The sequence below is a fragment of the Mesorhizobium sp. B2-3-14 genome (assembly GCF_006442175.1).
Taxonomy (GTDB): domain Bacteria; phylum Pseudomonadota; class Alphaproteobacteria; order Rhizobiales; family Rhizobiaceae; genus Mesorhizobium; species Mesorhizobium australicum.
Genome location: NZ_VFVP01000006.1, coordinates 209,303 through 228,383 on the forward strand (window position 1 = coordinate 209,303; position 19,081 = coordinate 228,383).

The following is a 19,081-nucleotide window of genomic DNA, read 5'->3' on the forward strand; positions in this document are numbered from 1 at the left end:
CTGGAGTAGGAAATTTGAGTATTCTTTTAATACCTTGAGAAATCAGGACTTTGTCCCCCTCGAAAGTTTGCAAGAACGGGGGTAGGTGTTCGGAAAGGGAGGGATCAAGTTGCTAGTGGACGATCCGGGTAGGCTCCCTACGGTCCACAGTGGCCAAACAGGAAGGGCCAAAGGCTTTACGCCACCCATTCCCGACCAGTCCTCTTGGTGCAAAAGTGTGGAGCTATTCCCAGACTCAGAATTAGACGATACGAATCCATCATTCCTTGGGCGGGATCAAAAGATTGCAGAATCAAAAGGGGCATAAGATGACGGAAATAACCGACCCTTCCACCGAACTCTTACGGCTCTGCGAAAAACTCAAAGGCAATGACTCGAAGGACGAGACACGCAAAGCTTTGGCAAGGCAATTTGGCCTGACGGTCGACAGTCCCGAATTTTTCACTGTACTTGCAGCCATTTCTGCCAGGATCGCGCGCCTGCGCTCATTGGTAAGTTCAATGTCCTCGACCTCAGAAACGTTCCGCAAGAGATTTGACGAAGCTTGCGTCAAGGTATCGTCAGTTACATCGTCGTCCAATTTTAACAACCCGTGGCGGGCGGTCCGTGATAGCGCCTTGGATCCTGTTTCGCTCAACACTCTTGTGATGGCAGGGCACACGGTTCAAGGGGTCGCGCCGTTGCGTGTTCCGACAGAGGCCGAGCGGGCAGAGTTTGTTCAAAAGATTGACGAGGCGATCAACTCAATCGATGATAGGAAAGATGTTTTCGCCACGATATTCGTAACATCGTTCGTTACTCTCAGGTTTATGATTGATAAGCTAGACTTCTACGGAGTAGACGGAGTATTCGAGCAGTTGTTGAACACTCACGCAATTCTCTCAAGCGTCGAATCATCGAATTCCAAAGACACACCCGGTAGGAAATTCCCCAAGGTGTGGGCTGTCCTTGCAAATATATATGTCGCTTTGACAATTCCAGACGCTGGTATAACTGCGATAGAGAACTACTACGCTGACTATCAGATGGGAATCCAATATTACTCGCAGCAAATTCCACCCGATGCTCCTAAGCTGATTGCAGGGCCAGCTTCCAACGAACAGGCTACACAGATCGATGATACGATTCCGCCCACGTCGGGAGTGGACGAACATGGCCCGGAATCCATCAACTAACGGCAAATCGGCGAGCGCAAGGGCGACGCTGGCGGCGCGTGGCAGGAGGCAACAATGATTGATCACGGCCATGCACATCTTCAGGAAACTAGTAAGGATAGTGACGATGTGGTTATTCCATCGCAAGTATATCACCCCGGTGACATCAGATGTACCAACTCTCTTTGGCAGTTCTTATCTGACTACAAGAAAGTATTAGATAGCCTTTTTTTCATAGTGACTTTGGCCACTCGAATGGATGCTGCATCAGAAACTATGCAAAGGTGATGGGAATACTTGATGAAAATGAAAGGAAAGACAGTGATCCGCCTAAAACATTTGAGAAGCTGAAAGAATTTTCCACCCTTACTTCTCGGAACATAGTTACGAATGTAGCGGACAGCTTCCTCTGGTATCTCTCGGACGTTATACAGAGAGCTATGAGGAAGCGGCCAGAGCTTGTCAAGTCCGGGCAATCTATAAAGATTGAGGAAGTGTTCGACTTCAAAAGCCGTCGTGAGATGATCAACTATCTGATTGATAGGAAAATAAACGCGCTCTCCTATGGTGGAATGAACGAAATCGAAAGATTCATTGCTGAGTCGCTTGGAATACCTATGTTTAATTCTGATGATGAGCGCATAAAGATGAAGGTTTTGATCGAGTCAAGAAATGTTCTTGTGCACAACCGGGGAATAATCAATAGCCTATTCCTTAAAAGGATCGACAAAGCGACAGCTGAAGAATTCCGGGGACGGAGCACCGTATACATGGGACTGGATCAGCTTCTTATCTATACAGGTATCTCTGCGAAAACCGCTGTGGGACTAGATGAAAAAATAGCTAGAAAGTTCCGGTTGGAAACGAAAGCTTTGTCCGAGTGGCGAAGAGAGAAGGATGAGAAGAACAAAGGGTAAAAGAAAAGGCCCAAGACGGGTGCAAGGGCCTAGTAAGTCTGTGTGACCTTCCGATGGTCCGGAAAGATATGTAAATCAGAGAGTTAGCTCTGATAGGAGCGCCCTTTGGTCTGTGATCAATGTCGATGGCCGATCCAAGAGTTTCGTCCTGACTACCTCCTGACTGGCGTGGGAATACCTCATCAACTGGGCAAGTGTCCTGTGGCCCGAGATCGAGGCGACTTCTGGCACCGTCAGACCAAGCTCAAACAGGCGGGAGATCGCTTCGTGCCTGAGGTCATGGAAATGAAGGTCCTCGATTGTTGGCGTCGCCCGTCTGCATATCCGGGTCCAAGAGGTCTTCAGAACTTCGACATGGATCGGGAATGCTTTCGTCGTCGGAATGACATGAGGTGGCCCGATCTGGTCGGGACGTGGTTGGGCGAAAGCCAGTGTGAGACAACCCCTTGCCTTGTTCGTCAGCGGGATCGTTCTTGAATGGCCGTTCTTGGTGAGAGGGATGACCAAGAGTGAGCGTTCGAAGTCGATGTGCCGGAACTCTACCCCGAGGATTTCACCCTGCCGCATGGCCGTCTCTGTGGCGAACATGATGATAGGACCGACAAAGAGTTGTGGTTGACCATCGAGCGTCGTGAGTTTCCCGGCTTCTAGGAGCAATCGTTCTTCCTCTCCGGGACGTAGGCGTCGCTCACGCCTGACATCAATCGCGGGCAGATACAGGTCTTGGAGAGGGTTTCCGGTCGGGATGTGCCATTCGGTCTTAGCCATCTTGAACATGTGATAGAGCGGGGCGAGTTCCCTCCGGAGTGACTTCGCAGTCACGGGGCGACCGGTCAGCCTCGAAACCTCTTTAAGCCTTTGGTCACGGTAGTGTGCGAAATCCTTCGGCTGGAGGTCGTTCAAGCTTTTCGAAGCGATGGGGTAGCGGATGAACCTGTCCAGCAAGATGGTTTCAAATCGGCATGACCGCTTCTTGGGCAAGACCTCATTACGGTACCGGATGACGAGTTCAGCCAGGGTGACCGATTTCAGTGTCCTTCGGTCGGGGCCTAGCTCTTGTCGGTCCAATGATCGTTCGATCTCTCTGGCCCATTCGAGGGCGTCGGCCTTGACGAGGAAACTTCGTGATCTTGGTGACGATCCCTTCCGTCTGACTTGGACATTCCATTTGCCGTTACGCTTGCGGATTGATGCCATTTCGGATGCTCCGTGTGACCCAGTTGTGACTCGAAGACCGATGCCCAAAGTTTGTCGTGGGAAATCAGATGCTTCGACTGGGTGACCATATCACCCGTCATGATGACGGCACCTCGAGTGGTGTCTGGGGCATTTATACGCTGCAAAGCGCTTTTCAGCCGATCTTTGCCTTCAACGAGGGCAAGCTTTCGGTTGCCGCCTTCGAAGGGCTGATCCGCCCGTTTCGCGACGGCGAGCCGCAATCGCCGATGAGCTTTTTTTCCACCTGTCCGGCGGCCGACCGTCTGCATGTCGAGGCGCTGACCAGGACGCTGCATCTGCTCAATGCCGGCGCCTGCCTGCCGCAAGAGGCGTCGATCTTCATCAATTTCGACCCGTCGGTGTTCACCGAGCGCGCTGTCGCCGACAATGCCTTGCGTGACATGCGGCTGGTGCTGCAGGAAGCCGGCATCGATCCGGGCCGCGTCGTTTGCGAGGTGACGGAGCAGAGATCGGCATCGCAGGAAACCCTGCACGGCTTCGTCGCCGCGCTCAGGGCCAACGGCTTCCGGATTGCCGTCGACGACTATGGCGCCGACGATTCCGACATCACCCGCGTCAAGGAATTGCGCCCCGACATCGTCAAGTTCGATGCGCACTGGATCACGCAACTGATGGAATCGGGCGCCGGTTTCGCGCTGCTGACATCCATGGTGAGGAGCTTCGAGGACCAGGGCATCCGCACGGTGTTCGAAGGCATCGAGGAAGGCTGGCAACTGGAGCTGGCGGAACGATCGGGCGCCTCGATGGTCCAGGGCTATGTGCTGGCCCGCCCAGAACTGGCGCCGACGAGTTTCCGCGCTTTCGGCCAGGGCAGTCCCGAGCCGGTTCCTCCCCTGAGCCATGCGCCCGCTCCCCCCGCCGTCGCGCCGCGCGCCGGGAGGCCCGCAAAAGCCTTCGGGCGCAAGGTGGCGCCATGAGCGTCGAGCGGCGGCGCACCGTCGGCGATGCGATCTTCGTCGACGAGATCGGCATCGAATGTGGCATCCATGGCGACTTCCGCCTGCGCAGCGCCTACCAGCCGATCTACGCCCCGCGCGGCGGCAGCTTGCATCCCGTGGCCGTCGAGGGCCTGATCGAACCGCACCGCGCCGGCCGGCCAGTGTCGCCGCGGGTGTTCTTCGACAGCGTCGCGGCTCCGGAGCGGCTGTACGTCGAAACAATGTGCCGGGTGCTGCATCTGAGGAATTTCCACAATATCGGGGTCGACGGGCTCGACCTGTTCTTCAATTACAATCCCCTGGTCAACGACCATGCTGGACGGGCGCTGGCCGAGATCCGGCTGATGAGCCGGCACCTCGACGAACTTGGCCTGGCTCCGGCAATGCTCGTGTGTGAAATCACCGAGCAGGCGGCGGACGATGCGCTGCTGGCCAGGCTGGTGCGTGAAATGCGGCGCGACGGCATCCGCATCGCCATTGACGATTTCGGCACCGGCCACTCGACCGTGGAGCGGGTGAGCCTGCTTCAGCCCGACATCGTCAAGATCGATGGCGGCTGGTTCGCGGAATTCTGCCGCCACGCCGCCGCGGAACGCTTCTTCCGCCCGCTGGTGTCCAGCCTCCACGATCGCGGTGCCAAGGTGCTGGTCGAGGGCATCGAACAGCCCACCCATTTGCGTGTCGCGCTCGAAGGCGGAGTCGATTTGCTGCAGGGCTTTCTTCTTGGGCGTCCGGCGCTGGCCGGCACCATCTTCAACGAAGAGCCGCTTGCCGTCGATGCGCTGCTGGGCTTCGACAACAAGGTTGTGCCGTTGCATAAGCGGCGCTGATGGTCGCGCCAAAACAAATCATTGGTTGAGGATGGCGCCGCTGCGATAATCCGCTCGCAGAAGCAGCGCTCCGGGGAACCATGATGATACTTTACAGCATGATCGATAGCGGCAATTGCTACAAGCCGCGTTTACTGATGGCCAAGCTCGGCCTGGCCTTCACCACCGTCGAGGTGAGTTCGCATACCGGCGATACGCGCAAGGCCGATTTCGTCGCCAAGAACCCGAACGCCATGGTGCCACTGCTGGAACTGGACGACGGCCGGCGGCTGGCAGAATCCAACGCCATCCTGCTCTATCTCGCCGAAGGCACGCGCTTGCTGCCCGCGGACAAATATGAGCGCGGGCTCGCTTATCAGTGGCTGTTCTTCGAACAATACAGCCACGAGCCCTATATCGCCGTGCGCAAGGCGCTGCTGACCTTTCCGGAACGCGCAGCGGATGCCACGCCGGAGCGGCTGGCTGTGACGCTGGAGCGCGGCAACAAGGCGCTTGGCGTCATGAACACATATCTCGAAAACAACGCCTTCTTCGCCGGCCGCACATTCAGCATCGCCGACATCGCGCTCTATGCCTATACCCACACGGCGGAGCAGGGCGGGTTCCAGCTCGACGCCTATCCGGCGGTGGTCGCCTGGCTCGGCCGCGTGGAGGCGGACCCGGGGCATGTGCCGATCGAGTGGGTGGGGTAGGCGACGCAGGTGATTGGCGAAAGCGGCAACACAGCGTGATCTCTGAACCCCAGACAAATAAAAAGGCGGGATAAATCCCGCCTTCCCATTTCGGTAGCCTGATTGGGAGCGTCCGGTCCGGGCTGGCAGCTATCTGCTGTTCCAGCTTGTCGGGTCTTTCCGCTCCGGCGCGCTTCTCGCGCGACCGTCAGTACATCCGTGACTTGCCGCGCGCCCCGAACTCTCGTCCGGCGCGCGCCATTTTCAAAATCAGGCTGCCTTGCTCAGAGAACCAGCGGACGACTTGCCGGTGCGGCGGTCCTGCTCGATCTCGAAGTTGATCTTCTGGCCTTCGACCAGGGTCGACAGTCCAGCGCGCTCGACAGCCGAGATGTGGACGAAAACGTCCGCGCCGCCGCTGTCAGGCTGGATGAAGCCGAAACCCTTGGTGGCGTTGAACCACTTGACCGTTCCAGTTGCCATAAAAATAGTCCTTCACATTTGCTTTGGTATGACCGGACCGAAGTCCAGCCGGTGTGCATCGAGATTTTGGAGATAGACGTCAGCAAACGCGAAGATCGCGAGGCCCGGATCGATCGGCCGAAATATCAATGGGGCTGATATAGGCTGCTTTCGCACAAAAAACAAGACTGCGTGAAAACGTCGTGATCCGGGGCCGCCCAACGACCGCCCCAATCTGGTGAAACCGTGGCGCAAGATCGTGCCGTCCCGGGCGGCGGATCGAGGGGAGAGCGACCATGAAAACCATCCTGCTTGCCGCCTGCCTCACGCTGCTGGCCGCCCAGGCGCAGGCCATCTCGCGCTACGACCCCACACGTCTGAGCTGCGGCAAGGTCCAGTCGACGATCGCGCGCCAAGGTGCGGTTATCCTTCGCTATCAGTCGAACCGGGTGCCGGGGCTGCCGCTCTATGACCGCTATGTGCAGAGCCAGCAGTTCTGCACCATGGGCGAGGTGCGGACACGCGCCTATGTGCCGAGCGCCGACACCAAGTCCTGCCCGGTGGTACAACTGCAAGCGGCCGGACAATGAGCATTTCAGGCATCGATTCATCCGGCGCCATTAGCACCCGGGAGCGGCTTACTGCTCTCAAAAGCCGAAGGACACCTGCGCCGGCGGCGGCGGGCCGACATGCACGCCTTCCATGGCCAGCATCTTTTCCTTGGTGGTCGAGCCGCCGGGCGCCGAGAAGCCGCCGATCTTGCCGCCGGCGGCAAGGATGCGGTGGCACGGGATGACCAGCGGCACCGGATTGGCGCCAAGGGCCGCCCCTGTTTCGCGCGGCAGGCCGGCATGGCCGGCGCGCTTGGCGAGTTCGCCATAGGTAGTGGTTTCGCCGTAGCCGAGTTTTCGTGCCGCGTCGTAGATGGCGAGGCGGAAATCGTCGATGCCGTCGAGGTCGACGGGAAAGCCGGTGAAATCGACGTCCTCGCCCGCGGCGTAAGCCTTGATCGAGGCGATCAGTTCGACCACCCATGACGGCTGGGCCGTGGAGGCGGAAATACCGGCATGGCGCATCAGCCGCCGCTCCACCGCTTCGCGGCTGCGTTCGGGCAGGCAAAGCCGGATCAGGCCCTTTTCGCTCCAGGCGATGCCCATGAAACCGATCACTGTTTCTAACACTGCGTGGCCGGCCGTGATCGAAGATGTCGTTTCCATGCTGCGCTCCTTTCCGCAAAGCGGCGAAATCCGGGATTCCTGCCGGTACATATCAGGAACAATATGGCATCGCTGCCTGCATCCCGCCACCCGAAAACCACCAGATGGCCCCGATTGCTACCCAGGAATCGCTGGTGTAAGGAAAATCTTAACACCCGACAAACCGGACACCGAACGCGGCTTGCCAGCAAAACAAACCCTTATCGCCATCGGCGTGATCGTGGCGGCTGCCGGCATCAGCGGCTGCACCTCGACCTCGCAGATGAAGGCCGCGCCGTCGCTGACCGAAACCGCGACCGTTGCCGGCAGCGATGCCGGCTTCACCATCCCCTTGCCGGAAACGGTTTCGGTGCTGCCGCAATCCTCCGGAATCAGCCCCGTCCAGACCGCCGAGTCGACTCCAAGCGCGGGTACACCGGCCCTCGATGCCGTCGCCCAGCCGGCCGCGGCGACCGCGGCCTTTGCCGGGGCGACCCCCACCGCGCCTGCCGTGCCCGCCGTGATGGCCGCCAATGCCTGGCAGGCGCCGGCCCCGGCGAAAGCCGGCCGGCCGATCCAGTCGGCGGAGACCTATACGACCGCCGGGCTCATCGTGCCGGCGGTTGCCAAGGGCGGCCAGAAACTGCCCGGCGTGCAGCAGGTGGCCTATGTCGTGCCGCAGAACCCGGCTGCCCTGGTGCAGTTCCCGTCGGAGCCGGTCGAGCCGGAGCAGCATGCGACCGGCATGCGCGGCGACGTCGACCGGCTGATCGTGAAATACGCCGCCTTCTACCAGGTGCCGGTCGATCTGGTGCGCCATGTCGTCAACCGCGAAAGCACCTACAATCCCAAGGCCTACAATAACGGCCATTGGGGGCTGATGCAGATCAAGCACGCGACGGCGCGCGGCATGGGCTATGATGGGCCGGCCAAGGGCCTGTTCGACGCCGAGACCAACCTCAAATACGCGGTCAAATATCTGCGCGGCGCCTGGCTGGTGTCCAACGGCAACGCCAAGAAGGCCGACTGGCTCTACCAGACCGGCTATTATTTCGACGCCAAGCGCAAGGGCCTTCTCGAGGCGACCGGCCTCGGCGTCGACCGCAAGCGCGGGCGCCTTCAGCCCGACGCCTGAGCGCGATGCCCGAACCGCGCCCGCCGGCTCCGAACGACATCCGGCTGCGCAAGATCCTCGACGAGACACTTGTTCCACCGCATTGGCCGGACGGCTTCGTCATGCGCTCGTTCGAGCGCGGTGACGCGCTGCCCCTGCATGCGTTGCTGGGCGAAGTGTTCGACGACGGCACGGACGGACCCTTCGACGAATGGTGGCCACGCATATCCGAAGATCCCCAATTCGACCCGGCGCTGTGTTTCCTCGTTATCGACGCCAAGGGCAGGCTGGCGGCGGCTGCACTGTGCTGGAGCTCGGCGTTCGTCAAGGATCTGGCCGTTCATCCAGAAGCGCGCGGCAAGGGTGTCGGCGAAGCGCTGATGTGGCACGCCTTCGCTATTTTTCGCGACCGGGGCGCCGCCCATGTCGACCTCAAGACCAATACGCTCGAGAACCCCGCCGCCGTGCGGCTCTACGAGCGGCTGGGCATGAGGCCCGTCGCCTGGGAAGGCTGACTGGCGGCGATGGCTGTTCGGGAACCCAAGGCGCTGCTCCGCATTCAATGAACGGTGGGGTCCTGACCGGCTGCCGGTGCCGTGCGCCGCCGGCTGCCAAGGGAGATCCACCGCGATGAAGCTTTTCCATGCATGGCTGGCGTTGAGCGCCGCTGTCGTGCTCGCAGCGGGTCCGGCGCGCGCGGTCGAGCTGTCGATCGTGTCGGGCGACACCGGCAACGGCCTCAAGGTGCTGCGCGAGATCCTCGACCGCTATGAGAAGGAGAGCGGCGACACGGTCACCATCGTCGCCATGCCGTCGTCGGGGACCGACCAGTTCGGCCAGTACAGGCTGTGGCTCGCCGCCGGCAACAGCGACGTCGACGTCTACCAGACCGATGTCATCTGGGCGCCGCAGCTCGCCAGCCAGTTCGTCGACCTGACCCAAGCGACCAGGGATGTCGTGGCCAGGCATTTTCCGTCGATCATCCAGTCGCAGACCGTCGACGGCAGGCTGGTGGCGCTGCCGATCTTCACCGATGCGCCGGCGCTCTATTACCGCAAGGACCTGCTCGACAAATACGGCGCCAAGGTGCCGGCCACCTGGAAGGAGCTGGGTGACACCGCCAGGCTGGTGATGGACAAGGAGCGGGCGTCGGGCAACAGGGATATCTGGGGTTTCGTCTTCCAGGGCAACGCCTATGAGGGGCTGACCTGCGACGCGTTCGAATGGGTGGTGTCGAATGGCGGCGGCCATATCGTCGAGCCGGATGGCGCGATTTCCATCAACAACCCCCGGGCGGCGGCCGCGCTCGACATGGCGAAGGCCTGGATCGGCACCATCGCCCCGCCCGGCGTGCTCGCCTACCAGGAAGAGGAGGCGCGCGGCGTGTGGCAGACCGGCAATGCGGTCTTCATGCGCAACTGGCCCTATGCCTATGCGCTGGGCAACAGCCAGGGGTCGCCGATCAAGGGCAAGTTCGATGTCGCACCGCTGCCGGCGGGCACGGGCGAGGGCGCCCGGCCGGCGGCGACGCTCGGCGGCTGGAATCTCGCGGTCTCGAAATATTCCAAGCACCCGGATGCCGCGATCGAGCTGATCAAGTTCATCGCCTCGCCGGCAATGCAGAAATACCGCACGCTCAAGACCGCCAACCTGCCGACCATCCAGGCGCTCTATGACGATGCCGACATCGCCCGGCAACAGCCGATCATTCCACACTGGAAAGAGGTCTTCCTCAATGCCGGGCCTCGGCCCTCGGCGGTGACCAGGAACAAGTACAACGAGGCGTCGAGCCAGTTCTGGAACGCCGTCCACAAGACCTTGTCCGGCGAAGGCAGCGCCGCCGACAATCTGGCCGACCTCGAAGCGACGCTGACCCGGCTGAAAGGCAAGGGCTGGTGAGCGTGCATCCGGCCGATGCGCGCTCTGGTTCGAGCCTGACGCGCCAGCGTGCGCGCTCGGCATGGCTGTTCCTGGCGCCGATGCTTGTGGTGCTCGCCGCCGCTGCCGGCTGGCCGCTGGCGCGCACGGTCTATTTCAGCTTCACCGATGCCTCGCTGTCAGACCTCGATGCCCGGCAATGGGTCGGCCTGGCCAATTACGTCTCGGTCCTGCGCATGCCGAGCGGGCGGGTCATCTATGACGGGCTGCTTCTCGACCCGGTCTGGTGGGACGCCGTGTGGAACACGGTGCGGTTCGCGGTGGTTTCGGTGACCTGCGAGACGATCCTCGGCATGGTCGTCGCCCTGGTGCTCAACGCCGAATTCGCCGGCCGCGGCATCGTCAGGGCGGCGATCCTCATCCCCTGGGCGATCCCGACCATCGTCTCGGCGAAGATGTGGCAGTGGATGCTGAACGACCAGTTCGGCATCATCAATGTCGTGCTCGTCAATCTCGGTCTGATCGACCACAAGATCGCCTGGACCGCCAGCGCCGACACGGCGATGGCGGCGGTGCTGATCGTCGACATCTGGAAGACGACGCCCTTCATGGCGCTGCTGATCCTTGCCGCGCTGCAGATGCTGCCGCGCGAGATCATCGAGGTCGCCAGGCTGGACGGCGCCAATCCCTGGCAGATCTTCTGGCGGGTGACCTTGCCGCTGATCCGCCCGGCGGTGATGGTGGCGGTGATCTTCCGGGCGCTCGATGCGCTGCGCATCTTCGACCTGATCTATGTGCTGACGCCCAACAATGCGCACACCAAGTCGATGTCGGTATTCGCCCGCGAGAGCCTGTTCGAGTTCGACAAGTTCGCCTATGGCTCGGCCGCGTCGACCCTGCTTTTCCTCATCCTCGCTCTGCTCACTATGCTCACCATCCGCATCGGCCGGCTAAGCCTGGACGGAGGCCGCTGAGATGTGGCTGCTGAAGCGCATAGGTTTTTATCTGCTGGTCGGAGCAATCGTGCTGATCGCGGTGTTCCCGTTCTATTACGCCATCGTCACCAGCCTCAAATCGGGGACCGAGCTGTTCCAGGCCGACCTGTGGCCGAAGGTGCCCAACCTCGGCAATTATCGCAACGTGCTGTCCGAAGGCGCCTTCCTGCGCAACCTGCTGAACTCGCTGGTGGTTTCAGGCGCGGTGGTGGCGCTATCGCTGTTCCTCGGCGTCACCGCGGCCTACGCGCTGGCGCGTATCCGTTTTCGCGGCCGCTCGGCATTGCTGTTCGCCATCCTGTCGGTCTCGATGTTTCCGCAGGTGACGGTGCTGGCCGGGCTGTTCGAGCTGGTGCGGCTGTTCGGCCTCTACAATTCGCTCCTCGCGCTGATCTTCTCCTACATGATCTTCACGCTGCCGTTCACCGTCTGGGTGCTCACCGCTTTCGTGCGCGACCTGCCGGTGGAGGTCGAGGAGGCGGCGATCCTCGATGGCGCGACGCCGTGGATCATCATCACGCGCATCTTCCTGCCGCTGATGTGGCCGGCGCTGGCGACCACCGGGCTGCTGGCCTTCATCGGTGCCTGGAACGAGTTCCTGTTTGCGCTGACCTTCACCTCCAACGACGCGCGGCGGACCGTGCCGGTGGCGATCGCGCTGCTTTCGGGCAATTCGCAGTTCGAAATCCCCTGGGGCAACATCATGGCCGCCTCGGTGATCGTCACGGTGCCGCTGGTGGTGCTGGTGCTGATCTTCCAGCGCAAGATCGTCTCCGGCCTCACCGCCGGCGGGGTCAAGGGGTGAGGAGTGGTCGGCGAAGCCGATCAATCGACAACGATTTGTCGATTGAAGCGACGAACGCCCGAAGCCATAGCGGAGGGCAGGGCATCCTCAGATATCGGGCGCGTTGCCGATTTTCTGCTTGATCTCCAGCGCCCAGGCGCGGCCCTCGTCGCCACCCCATAAGAGCCAGGCGATGGTGCCGGCCGAAGGGTTTTCTTCATTGCCGTAATTCTTGCCGCGCTTGTCGACCTCGTGGCGGGCGAAGTAGCTGACCATGCGGCGGATGGTGGAAGGCGCCAGCTTCTCCCGGTTCTTCAGCTCAGTCGCCCGCGCCACGCCGATCTCGGTGCCGCCACGGCCGAACTGCTTGCGCAGCCGCAGGCCCTTGGCGGCATTGTCGGCCACCACTTGCGGGCAGCGCAGGTCGATCTCGTCGGCTTCGTGCATTCTTCTCTCCACTCGCAGCTGTAGCCGATAACGGGGATGTGGCAAGGCCGGGCCTGTCCCGATGCGAAATGTCGGGACCGGTTCCGGCCAAACGTCCTTGGGTCGCAGAGCAATCGCGCCGGGACGCCGGCGCGCGGAACCAAGGAGCCGATCATGATCACCTTTCCCAACGAATCCGCCAGATACCGCACCGCGCGCGAAAAGCTGCTGAACAAGGAAATCGAGCTGCGCCGCGCCATGGAAGCCGTGGCCGAGGCGCGCCGCGCGCTGCCGCCGGGCGGGCTGGTGCCGCAGGATTATGTATTCGACGGGCTCGATGCCGCCGGCAAGCCCGCCAGGATAAAATTGTCGGAGCTGTTCACGCCCGGCAAGAACACGCTGATCCTCTACAACATGATGTTCCCGCGCCATCCGCGGGAGACGCGCGACGTCGCGACCAGCGGCGGCACCGCGAAGCTCGCCCGGCCCGACCAGCCATGCCCGTCCTGCACCGCCCTGCTCGACCAGTTCGACGGCGCGGTCGGCCATCTCGAAGCGGCCGGCTTCAACTTCGCCGTGGTGGCCAAGACGGCGCTGGAAAACCTCGTCACGCTCGGCCGCGATCGCGGCTGGCGCAACATGCGGCTGGTGTCGTCGGCCAACAACAGCTTCAAGCGCGACTACAATGCCGAGGACGCGGACGGTGCGCAGATCCCGCTGCTGTCGGTGTTCCACCGCGACGGTGACGGCGTCAGGCATTTCTGGTCGTCGGAACTCGGCTTCGCACCGACCGAGCCCGGCCAGGACCCGCGCGCCATCGGCACCTGCGAGATCCTGTGGAACCTGATGGATTTCACGCCGGAGGACCGGCCGAATTTCAGCGAGCAGCTGCAATATGGCGAGGCGTGCTGCCACTGAGGACGCTCAGTCCGCACGCTTCGGTTCCGAGTGGCTCTTCAGCACATGGTCGCCGTCGGCTTGTTCGATGAGGCAGGCCGGCTCGCCGGCGATGCCTTGTGTTTGACCCGTGTTCTTGATCCGCGCATCACGTGGCTGCTGAAGCTCTCGCTCAGGTCGGCCGGAACATCGGAACATCCGCTGCATTGATAGGAGACGGTTTGCGACCCGCTTCACGGATTAGACGTGCGCCCTGCAGTTAAAGACGTATGGGACTTGGTGCGAGAAAGCGTGGTTGGCTTTGTCAACGACAATGCTCTTAGCCATGGCGCGGCGATGGCGTTTTATGCCGCCACGTCGCTGGCCCCGGTTCTGATAATCGTCGTCGCGATAGCTGGCATCGCTTTTGGTCATGACGCGGCACAGTTGGCCTTGTCTGCTCAGATATCGGGGCTGATGGGCCGGGAAAGCGCAGCGCTGCTTCAGACGGCGCTCGAAGGGGCATCCAGCAAATCATCGGGGACCCTGGCAGCCCTGATCGGCGTGGCCACTCTGCTCGTCACCGCCTCCGCGGTGTTCGGCGAGATGCAGCAGGCCCTGAATGCAATATGGAAGGTTGAAGCGAAAGGGGATTCGCTGTCGCGTCTCTTGCGCGCGCGTGCGGCAAGTCTGGGCCTGGTCGCCGCCCTTGGCTTCATGTTGCTGGTATCCTTGGCGGCGAGCGCGGCGATCTCGGCTCTGGGCAGCGTGATCAGCGCTTATCTGCCGTTCGGCCAATTTGTTCTGAGCGCCATCAACACCCTGATTTCCTTTTCCCTGATCTCCGTGATGTTTGCCGCGATCTACAAAGTGCTGCCGGACCGTGCCTTGCAATGGCGGGATGTCGGGATCGGTGCCGTGGTGACCGCCGCTCTGTTCACGTTGGGAAAGTCGCTTATCGGCTGGTATATCGGCACGAGTGCGATCGCATCGTCCTATGGTGCGGCCGGAGGGCTGCTCGTCATACTGCTTTGGGTCTATTATTCATCGGAAATCTTTCTGCTCGGTGCGGAGTTGACGCGCGCCTATTCCGTTCGACGGGGGAGCAGGTCCGACCTGGACGGGTTGGTTCAAAATGCTCCGGCTCCGGAAAGCCTTGTTCCAATGCACCGAAGGTCCGGCTCTTCGGGCTTTGTCCCCTTGTTGGCGGTGGCGTGCGTGAGCGCGACGATGACAGCCTTTCTGCTGGGGTCTCGTCGTCCGTAAGGAGAGATCATGCCGCGGTCGCCAAGCTGCTTTCCCTCCTCCCGCGACGAGAAGGGACGCGGCTGGCAACCTCGCCGCATCTGCGGCGTTGGAATCCTCGAGGGAACCATTCCGATCGGAGACGCCAGATGAAAATGCTCCTGACCATGGTCGCCGTCGCGCTGACCGCCGTCGCGCCCGCCGCCCTTGCCCAGACGAACGGCACCAACTCGAATGCCGTCGCGCCCATATTGCCCGACAGCAAGGTCGACACCCCGACTTTTGTCGGCACCGTGCCCAGTGCCAATGAATTCGAGATCCAGTCGAGCCAGTTGGCCGAACAGAAATCCGCCTCGGCGGACGTCAAGGCCTTCGCCGCCCAGATGATCAAGGACCACACCAAGGCCGGCGAGGACTTCAAGCAGGCGCTGAGCAAAGGGCAGACCACCGCCTCGATCAAGCCCGCCGGACCGGCGCTGCAGCCCAAGGACCAGCAGATGCTGGACCAGCTGAAAGCCGCCAGCGGCAAGGCGTTCGATGAGAAATACGTCATGATGCAGACCGAGGCCCACAAGCAGGCGGTCGCGCTGTTCAGCACCTATGCGAAATCGGGCGACGACCCCGCGCTGAAGGAATTCGCCAAGAAGACGCTGCCCGTGTTGAAGATGCACGAGAAGCACGTGAAGGAGCTCGGCGCGGTGCATTAGGGGGCGGTGGCCAGGGCGAGAACGGTTCGAGATCCGCGCTCTACGGCGCCCCCCTCTGTCCTGCCGGACATCTCCCCCTCAAGTGGGGAGATTGGCGGCTTCGGGGCCGGCTCTCTTCCTGGCGCTGTTGAAAATTGGCGAAAGCAGCGACAACAGCCAATCTCCCCCCTTGGGGGGAGATTGTCCGGCAGGACAGAGGGGGGCGCCGTAGGGCGCTACGTCGCATACGCCCAGGCAAAACGCGCAACTTGGCCCTGTGCCTCCACCCGCCATGCGCTACACTGCCGCCTCACCTCGGGAGCATCGTATGCCCAAGATCGATCTCGCATTCGTGCCCGTGCGCAAGGGCTCGGGCTACCCCGCACCCTTCGACGCCCCGTGCGCCGACCGCACGCGCCGGCGCCTCGGCGATGCCGGCGGGCTTACCGATTTCGGCGTCAATCTGATGACACTGCCGCCCGGCGGCTGGTCGAGCCAGCGTCACTGGCACAGCCACGAGGACGAGCTCGTCTATGTCTTGGAAGGCGAACTGGTGCTGGTCGAGGATGGCGGCGAGACGCTGCTCAAGGCCGGCGACAGTGCTGCCTTCGCCAAGAACAGCGGCAACGGCCATCACATGATCAACCGCTCGCCGGTTACCGCGCGCTACCTGGAAGTCGGCTCGCGCTCTCCGGACGATGTCATCACCTGCTCCGACATCGACATGATGAGCCCGAGTTCGGACGGGCGCTTCCTGCACAAGGACGGCACGCCTTATCCGGGGCAGGGGTGAGGGCAATCGCATAGGGCGGCGCTAGCCCCCTCTCCGTCCGCGTAGCGGACGGAGAGGGGAGCGCCCTATGCGATTAGCTTGGGCAGGGGTGACGCCTGGACCACATCCCGCCGCTGGCGTTCGCCCGGCAGCCCGCTAAGCTCCCTGCCAACCCAGGGAGCACCACCATGAAAAAAGAAGTCATCGAAGTGCCCGTCATGTCGGACAAGGTGCGGGCGCTCGGCCTGCCCTGTTCGACGGCGGTGAAGGCCAACGGCTTCGTGTTCATCTCGGCGACGCCGCCGGTGGATATGGTGACCGGCGAGATGGTGCGCGGCGACATCGAGGTCCAGACCGAGGCCTCGCTGAAGGCGCTCAAACATTGCCTGGAAGCGGCCGGCACCTCGCTGGAAAACGTGGTGATGGTGCGCATCTACGCCGTCAATTCCGGCTTCTACAACGCGATAAACAGGGTGTATGCCCGGTATTTCAGCGTGAACCCGCCGGCGCGGAGTTTCGTGCCGGTGGCGTCTTGGCCGATGGAGTTTGATATCGAGATTGAGTGCGTGGCGGTGGGGTGAACGAACGACATTAATAGCGGCAAGGCTGCCGCCGTCCTAAGCCTGCAATGGGTCGGCACTAATATTGAGGCCAACAACGACATTGGCAGCAATTCCAGCAGCCCTGCCTTCGCAAACGAACACAACTGTGCAATGAATTGAAGTTAGGGGGATTCTACTATGGCAAATAGTGAGAACGTTGACGCTTCTTCGGCGTCCGAAAATGAGCGCCTACGCTTCAGCGTGAGTCTAGTGCGCCAAGGAAGGCACTCCTTTTATACGTTGACGATGCCGTCAAATGTCCTGGCGCGGACTTGCGTCGTTAGCTCCAGAAAAGAAGACCCGAAGCATGGCTTTCAGCGTGTGCTGGATGAGAAGCGAGCCCTGGAGATTGCCAATTATATCGACACTGGTATGGGAACGATACCAAACTCAATCGTCTTGTCTGCGCAACCTGCCGCGAACCTAAAGGTTATCGGCAGAGGTAAAACCCTTGAGTTTTCTGATACGCCCGGAGCATTCCTAATCTTGGACGGTCAGCACCGCGTCTATGGGTTTTCCAAGGCCTCAACGCAATTGCGAGTACCTGTAGTCGTCTATAATGGATTGTCGCGCCGGGACGAATCTCGATTGTTTATTGACATAAACACTAAGCAGCGCCCGGTTCCAGCTCAGCTTTTGCTTGACATAAAGCAGCTCGCAGACATTGAAGATGAAAGCGAAGGTATTCTTCGTGAGGTGTTCGACTCTTTCAACTCTGATATAAGGAGCTCTCTTTTCGGTATGATGGCTCCGTATGAAAGTGTCAAAAATAAAATAACTAGAGTTACGTTCAATTCGGCTGTGAAGCCGCTTCTCGAGATTTTCTCCGGAAGGGATATTGTCGACATTTATGACATATTGAATAATTATTTGAGCGCCGTCAGAAGGTGTGTCGACCCGAAGTGGGATTCACAAGTGGTGGCAAAACCCGTTGTGTTCAGAGCTTTGATGGGGCTATTCCCTTCGGTAGCGCAGAGGGTATTGGACAGATTCAGTGGCGACTACTCGGAGGCGAATTTTTTCGAGATCGTTAGCGGTATCTTTGCCGGCATGCCAAAGAATAAGCTGGATGTACCCGGAACAAGTTGGGTGGCTTTGAGAGATTATTTTGAAAAAAGACTGCGCAGCAAGCTAACACTATAGCCATGGGACTTTCGTCAGCCATAGTTAGGAGGTCATTGCCGCGCATCGGAGAGTATGTCGCTCGAGCTGATGGCATCAGAACGTGGATTGAAAGTGGCAGTTTCTATATTGATGATCAAAGCACTGATTCTATAATAATTTTGAAGAATATAACTATTACTGAAATTCTTCCTTATTTTATGTTTGATTATGAAAGATTTGCGTTGTCGTGCTGGGAGAGTTTTTCCGTATATAAAGAGGAGTCTAACTCTCATAATTTGCTCGCGTGGCCTTTTCTGAAATTATATTACTCTGCGTTCTTTGGTGCCCACGCAGCTATGCGAGTGGTGGGGGAGGCAGTCATTCGTATAGAGCATGGGCAAGCAAAGCGTCTCTCGGAGCTTGTTTCAATATTTATGGCGCCCGGATTCCATGTCGGGACGGGGACTTATCACGTCAGAACAATTCAGAATCCAGATTTGACGATCAATGTGATTTTGCAGAAGCTTTCAGACACTGGTGGCGCTCATGACGGTTTCTGGAGAGTTTTTTCTGGATTTTTACAAGAAATAGAGGCCGAATCTATTCGAGATAGATATGTCGATGCCGGAATAATTGTATCCAAGATTGAAGATCTCACAAAGATCACCAAAGCCTACGGCGGAGCTGCAGGAAATTGGCTTTCGACAATTCGGAATCGTATCAATTACAGTCACGACTTCGGTGTCTGGTTCCCAATTAAAGGGTCTCATACATCCTTGGACGATCTTAGGGGTATCGTGTTCAGAAGCCTCGATGGAATTCGACTAGATATAAATCCGGGTAAGGAGCCCCTGAGGGCATTTGCCGCCGCTAGCCAAGTGCTGGCATCGCTGAGCTTCGAAATTGCAGAGCAGATCGCAGCGCAGTCGGACGCGGCCACTCGGTTCGGAAGCAAATGGAAGCGGCTGCGCCGTGAGTTGCGCGACGGCGAACCAGCTAGATCAGGTTAGAGGCGACCGTTGCGGCGCTGCCCCTCATCCGCCTGCCGGCACCTTCTCCCCGTATTATAGAGGCGGGGAGAAGAGAGCCAATCACTCAAGCAAAATACTCCTGCAGCGGCCTGACCTCCAGACTCCCCGCCTTCAGCGCCGCGATCGCTTCCGCCACCGCGGCCGCCCCCGACAGCGTCGTG

The 19,081-nt window shown here is 60.1% G+C and carries 23 protein-coding genes; 19 read left to right on the top strand and 4 right to left on the bottom strand.

Annotated features, from left to right (window positions below):
- The first annotated feature begins 308 nt into the window (after positions 1-308).
- Both FJ950_RS17890 and FJ950_RS17895 read left to right on the top strand, forming a co-directional pair.
- Positions 309-1,175, top strand: coding sequence for a hypothetical protein (locus FJ950_RS17890; protein WP_140617754.1), 867 nt, complete (start codon positions 309-311; stop codon positions 1,173-1,175).
- A 266-nt stretch (positions 1,176-1,441) separates the two neighbouring features.
- On the top strand, positions 1,442-2,071 hold the full coding sequence (locus FJ950_RS17895; RefSeq protein WP_140617755.1) for a hypothetical protein: 630 nt from the start codon (positions 1,442-1,444) through the stop codon (positions 2,069-2,071).
- Between the two features lie 75 nt (positions 2,072-2,146).
- Here the strand turns inward: FJ950_RS17895 and FJ950_RS17900 are convergent, their stop codons facing one another.
- On the bottom strand, positions 2,147-3,268 hold the full coding sequence (locus FJ950_RS17900) for a site-specific integrase (RefSeq protein WP_140617756.1): 1,122 nt from the start codon (positions 3,266-3,268) through the stop codon (positions 2,147-2,149).
- Positions 3,269-3,336: 68 nt separating this feature from the next.
- Between FJ950_RS17900 and FJ950_RS17905 the strand changes: the two genes are divergently transcribed.
- The 3 genes from FJ950_RS17905 (at position 3,337) to FJ950_RS17915 (ending at position 5,770) form a co-directional block, all read left to right on the top strand.
- On the top strand, positions 3,337-4,227 hold the full coding sequence (locus FJ950_RS17905; protein ID WP_140617757.1) for an EAL domain-containing protein: 891 nt from the start codon (positions 3,337-3,339) through the stop codon (positions 4,225-4,227).
- Positions 4,224-5,078 (top strand): EAL domain-containing protein, encoded by an 855-nt coding sequence (locus FJ950_RS17910; protein ID WP_015316172.1) that lies wholly within the window; start codon positions 4,224-4,226, stop codon positions 5,076-5,078. Before FJ950_RS17905 ends, FJ950_RS17910 begins: the two co-directional genes overlap by 4 nt.
- An 83-nt stretch (positions 5,079-5,161) precedes the next feature.
- Positions 5,162-5,770: a glutathione S-transferase family protein gene (locus FJ950_RS17915; RefSeq protein ID WP_015316173.1), complete on the top strand. Its 609-nt coding sequence runs from the start codon at positions 5,162-5,164 to the stop codon at positions 5,768-5,770.
- A 249-nt stretch (positions 5,771-6,019) separates the two neighbouring features.
- Here FJ950_RS17915 and FJ950_RS17920 read toward each other — a convergent pair whose 3' ends face one another.
- Positions 6,020-6,232, bottom strand: a complete 213-nt coding sequence (locus FJ950_RS17920) for a cold-shock protein (protein ID WP_015316174.1) — start codon at positions 6,230-6,232, stop codon at positions 6,020-6,022.
- A gap of 275 nt (positions 6,233-6,507) precedes the next feature.
- On the opposite strand from FJ950_RS17920, the gene FJ950_RS17925 reads away from it, so the two are divergent.
- Positions 6,508-6,801, top strand: coding sequence for a hypothetical protein (locus tag FJ950_RS17925; protein ID WP_246681333.1), 294 nt, complete (start codon positions 6,508-6,510; stop codon positions 6,799-6,801).
- Positions 6,802-6,858: 57 nt separating this feature from the next.
- On the opposite strand, the gene FJ950_RS17930 is transcribed toward FJ950_RS17925, so the two are convergent.
- Entirely contained in the window at positions 6,859-7,428 is a 570-nt protein-coding gene (locus FJ950_RS17930; RefSeq protein ID WP_140617758.1) for a methylated-DNA--[protein]-cysteine S-methyltransferase, read from the bottom strand.
- A 181-nt stretch (positions 7,429-7,609) separates the two neighbouring features.
- Here FJ950_RS17930 and FJ950_RS17935 point away from each other — a divergent pair, with 181 nt between their 5' ends.
- The 5 genes from FJ950_RS17935 (at position 7,610) to FJ950_RS17955 (ending at position 12,199) form a co-directional block, all read left to right on the top strand.
- Positions 7,610-8,542: a lytic transglycosylase domain-containing protein gene (locus FJ950_RS17935; RefSeq protein WP_140617759.1), complete on the top strand. Its 933-nt coding sequence runs from the start codon at positions 7,610-7,612 to the stop codon at positions 8,540-8,542.
- Positions 8,543-8,547: 5 nt separating this feature from the next.
- Positions 8,548-9,036 carry a GNAT family N-acetyltransferase gene (locus tag FJ950_RS17940; protein WP_140617760.1) on the top strand — a complete coding sequence of 163 codons (489 nt, stop codon included), beginning with the start codon at positions 8,548-8,550 and terminating at the stop codon, positions 9,034-9,036.
- Positions 9,037-9,151: 115 nt separating this feature from the next.
- A complete protein-coding gene (locus tag FJ950_RS17945) occupies positions 9,152-10,420 on the top strand; it encodes an ABC transporter substrate-binding protein (RefSeq protein ID WP_140617761.1) in 1,269 nt (422 codons plus the stop codon).
- Between the two features lie 80 nt (positions 10,421-10,500).
- Complete coding sequence (locus tag FJ950_RS17950) at positions 10,501-11,373, top strand: sugar ABC transporter permease (RefSeq protein WP_246681336.1); 873 nt, start codon at positions 10,501-10,503, stop codon at positions 11,371-11,373.
- Between the two features lies 1 nt (position 11,374).
- Positions 11,375-12,199, top strand: a complete 825-nt coding sequence (locus tag FJ950_RS17955; RefSeq protein ID WP_140617763.1) for a carbohydrate ABC transporter permease — start codon at positions 11,375-11,377, stop codon at positions 12,197-12,199.
- Positions 12,200-12,286: 87 nt separating this feature from the next.
- On the opposite strand, the gene FJ950_RS17960 is transcribed toward FJ950_RS17955, so the two are convergent.
- Positions 12,287-12,625 (bottom strand): hypothetical protein, encoded by a 339-nt coding sequence (locus FJ950_RS17960; RefSeq protein ID WP_015316182.1) that lies wholly within the window; start codon positions 12,623-12,625, stop codon positions 12,287-12,289.
- Positions 12,626-12,778: 153 nt separating this feature from the next.
- On the opposite strand from FJ950_RS17960, the gene FJ950_RS17965 reads away from it, so the two are divergent.
- The 8 genes from FJ950_RS17965 to FJ950_RS18000 all read left to right on the top strand — a co-directional run bounded on the left by FJ950_RS17965 (position 12,779) and on the right by FJ950_RS18000 (position 18,899).
- The gene (locus FJ950_RS17965) at positions 12,779-13,522 is read left to right on the top strand and encodes a DUF899 family protein (protein ID WP_140617764.1); all 744 of its coding nucleotides are present in this window, start codon (positions 12,779-12,781) and stop codon (positions 13,520-13,522) included.
- Positions 13,523-13,567: 45 nt separating this feature from the next.
- Positions 13,568-13,711 (top strand): hypothetical protein, encoded by a 144-nt coding sequence (locus FJ950_RS29545; RefSeq protein ID WP_181171299.1) that lies wholly within the window; start codon positions 13,568-13,570, stop codon positions 13,709-13,711.
- A gap of 36 nt (positions 13,712-13,747) precedes the next feature.
- Complete coding sequence (locus tag FJ950_RS17970) at positions 13,748-14,746, top strand: YihY/virulence factor BrkB family protein (protein WP_140617765.1); 999 nt, start codon at positions 13,748-13,750, stop codon at positions 14,744-14,746.
- 128 nt (positions 14,747-14,874) lie between these two features.
- The gene (locus FJ950_RS17975) at positions 14,875-15,432 is read left to right on the top strand and encodes a DUF4142 domain-containing protein (RefSeq protein WP_140617766.1); all 558 of its coding nucleotides are present in this window, start codon (positions 14,875-14,877) and stop codon (positions 15,430-15,432) included.
- 307 nt (positions 15,433-15,739) lie between these two features.
- Positions 15,740-16,204, top strand: a complete 465-nt coding sequence (locus tag FJ950_RS17985) for a cupin domain-containing protein (protein WP_140617767.1) — start codon at positions 15,740-15,742, stop codon at positions 16,202-16,204.
- Positions 16,205-16,371: 167 nt separating this feature from the next.
- A complete protein-coding gene (locus FJ950_RS17990; RefSeq protein WP_140617768.1) occupies positions 16,372-16,764 on the top strand; it encodes a RidA family protein in 393 nt (130 codons plus the stop codon).
- A 159-nt stretch (positions 16,765-16,923) separates the two neighbouring features.
- A complete protein-coding gene (locus FJ950_RS17995) occupies positions 16,924-17,928 on the top strand; it encodes a DGQHR domain-containing protein (RefSeq protein WP_140617769.1) in 1,005 nt (334 codons plus the stop codon).
- Between the two features lie 35 nt (positions 17,929-17,963).
- A complete protein-coding gene (locus tag FJ950_RS18000; RefSeq protein ID WP_140617770.1) occupies positions 17,964-18,899 on the top strand; it encodes a hypothetical protein in 936 nt (311 codons plus the stop codon).
- The last annotated feature ends 182 nt before the right edge of the window (positions 18,900-19,081 follow it).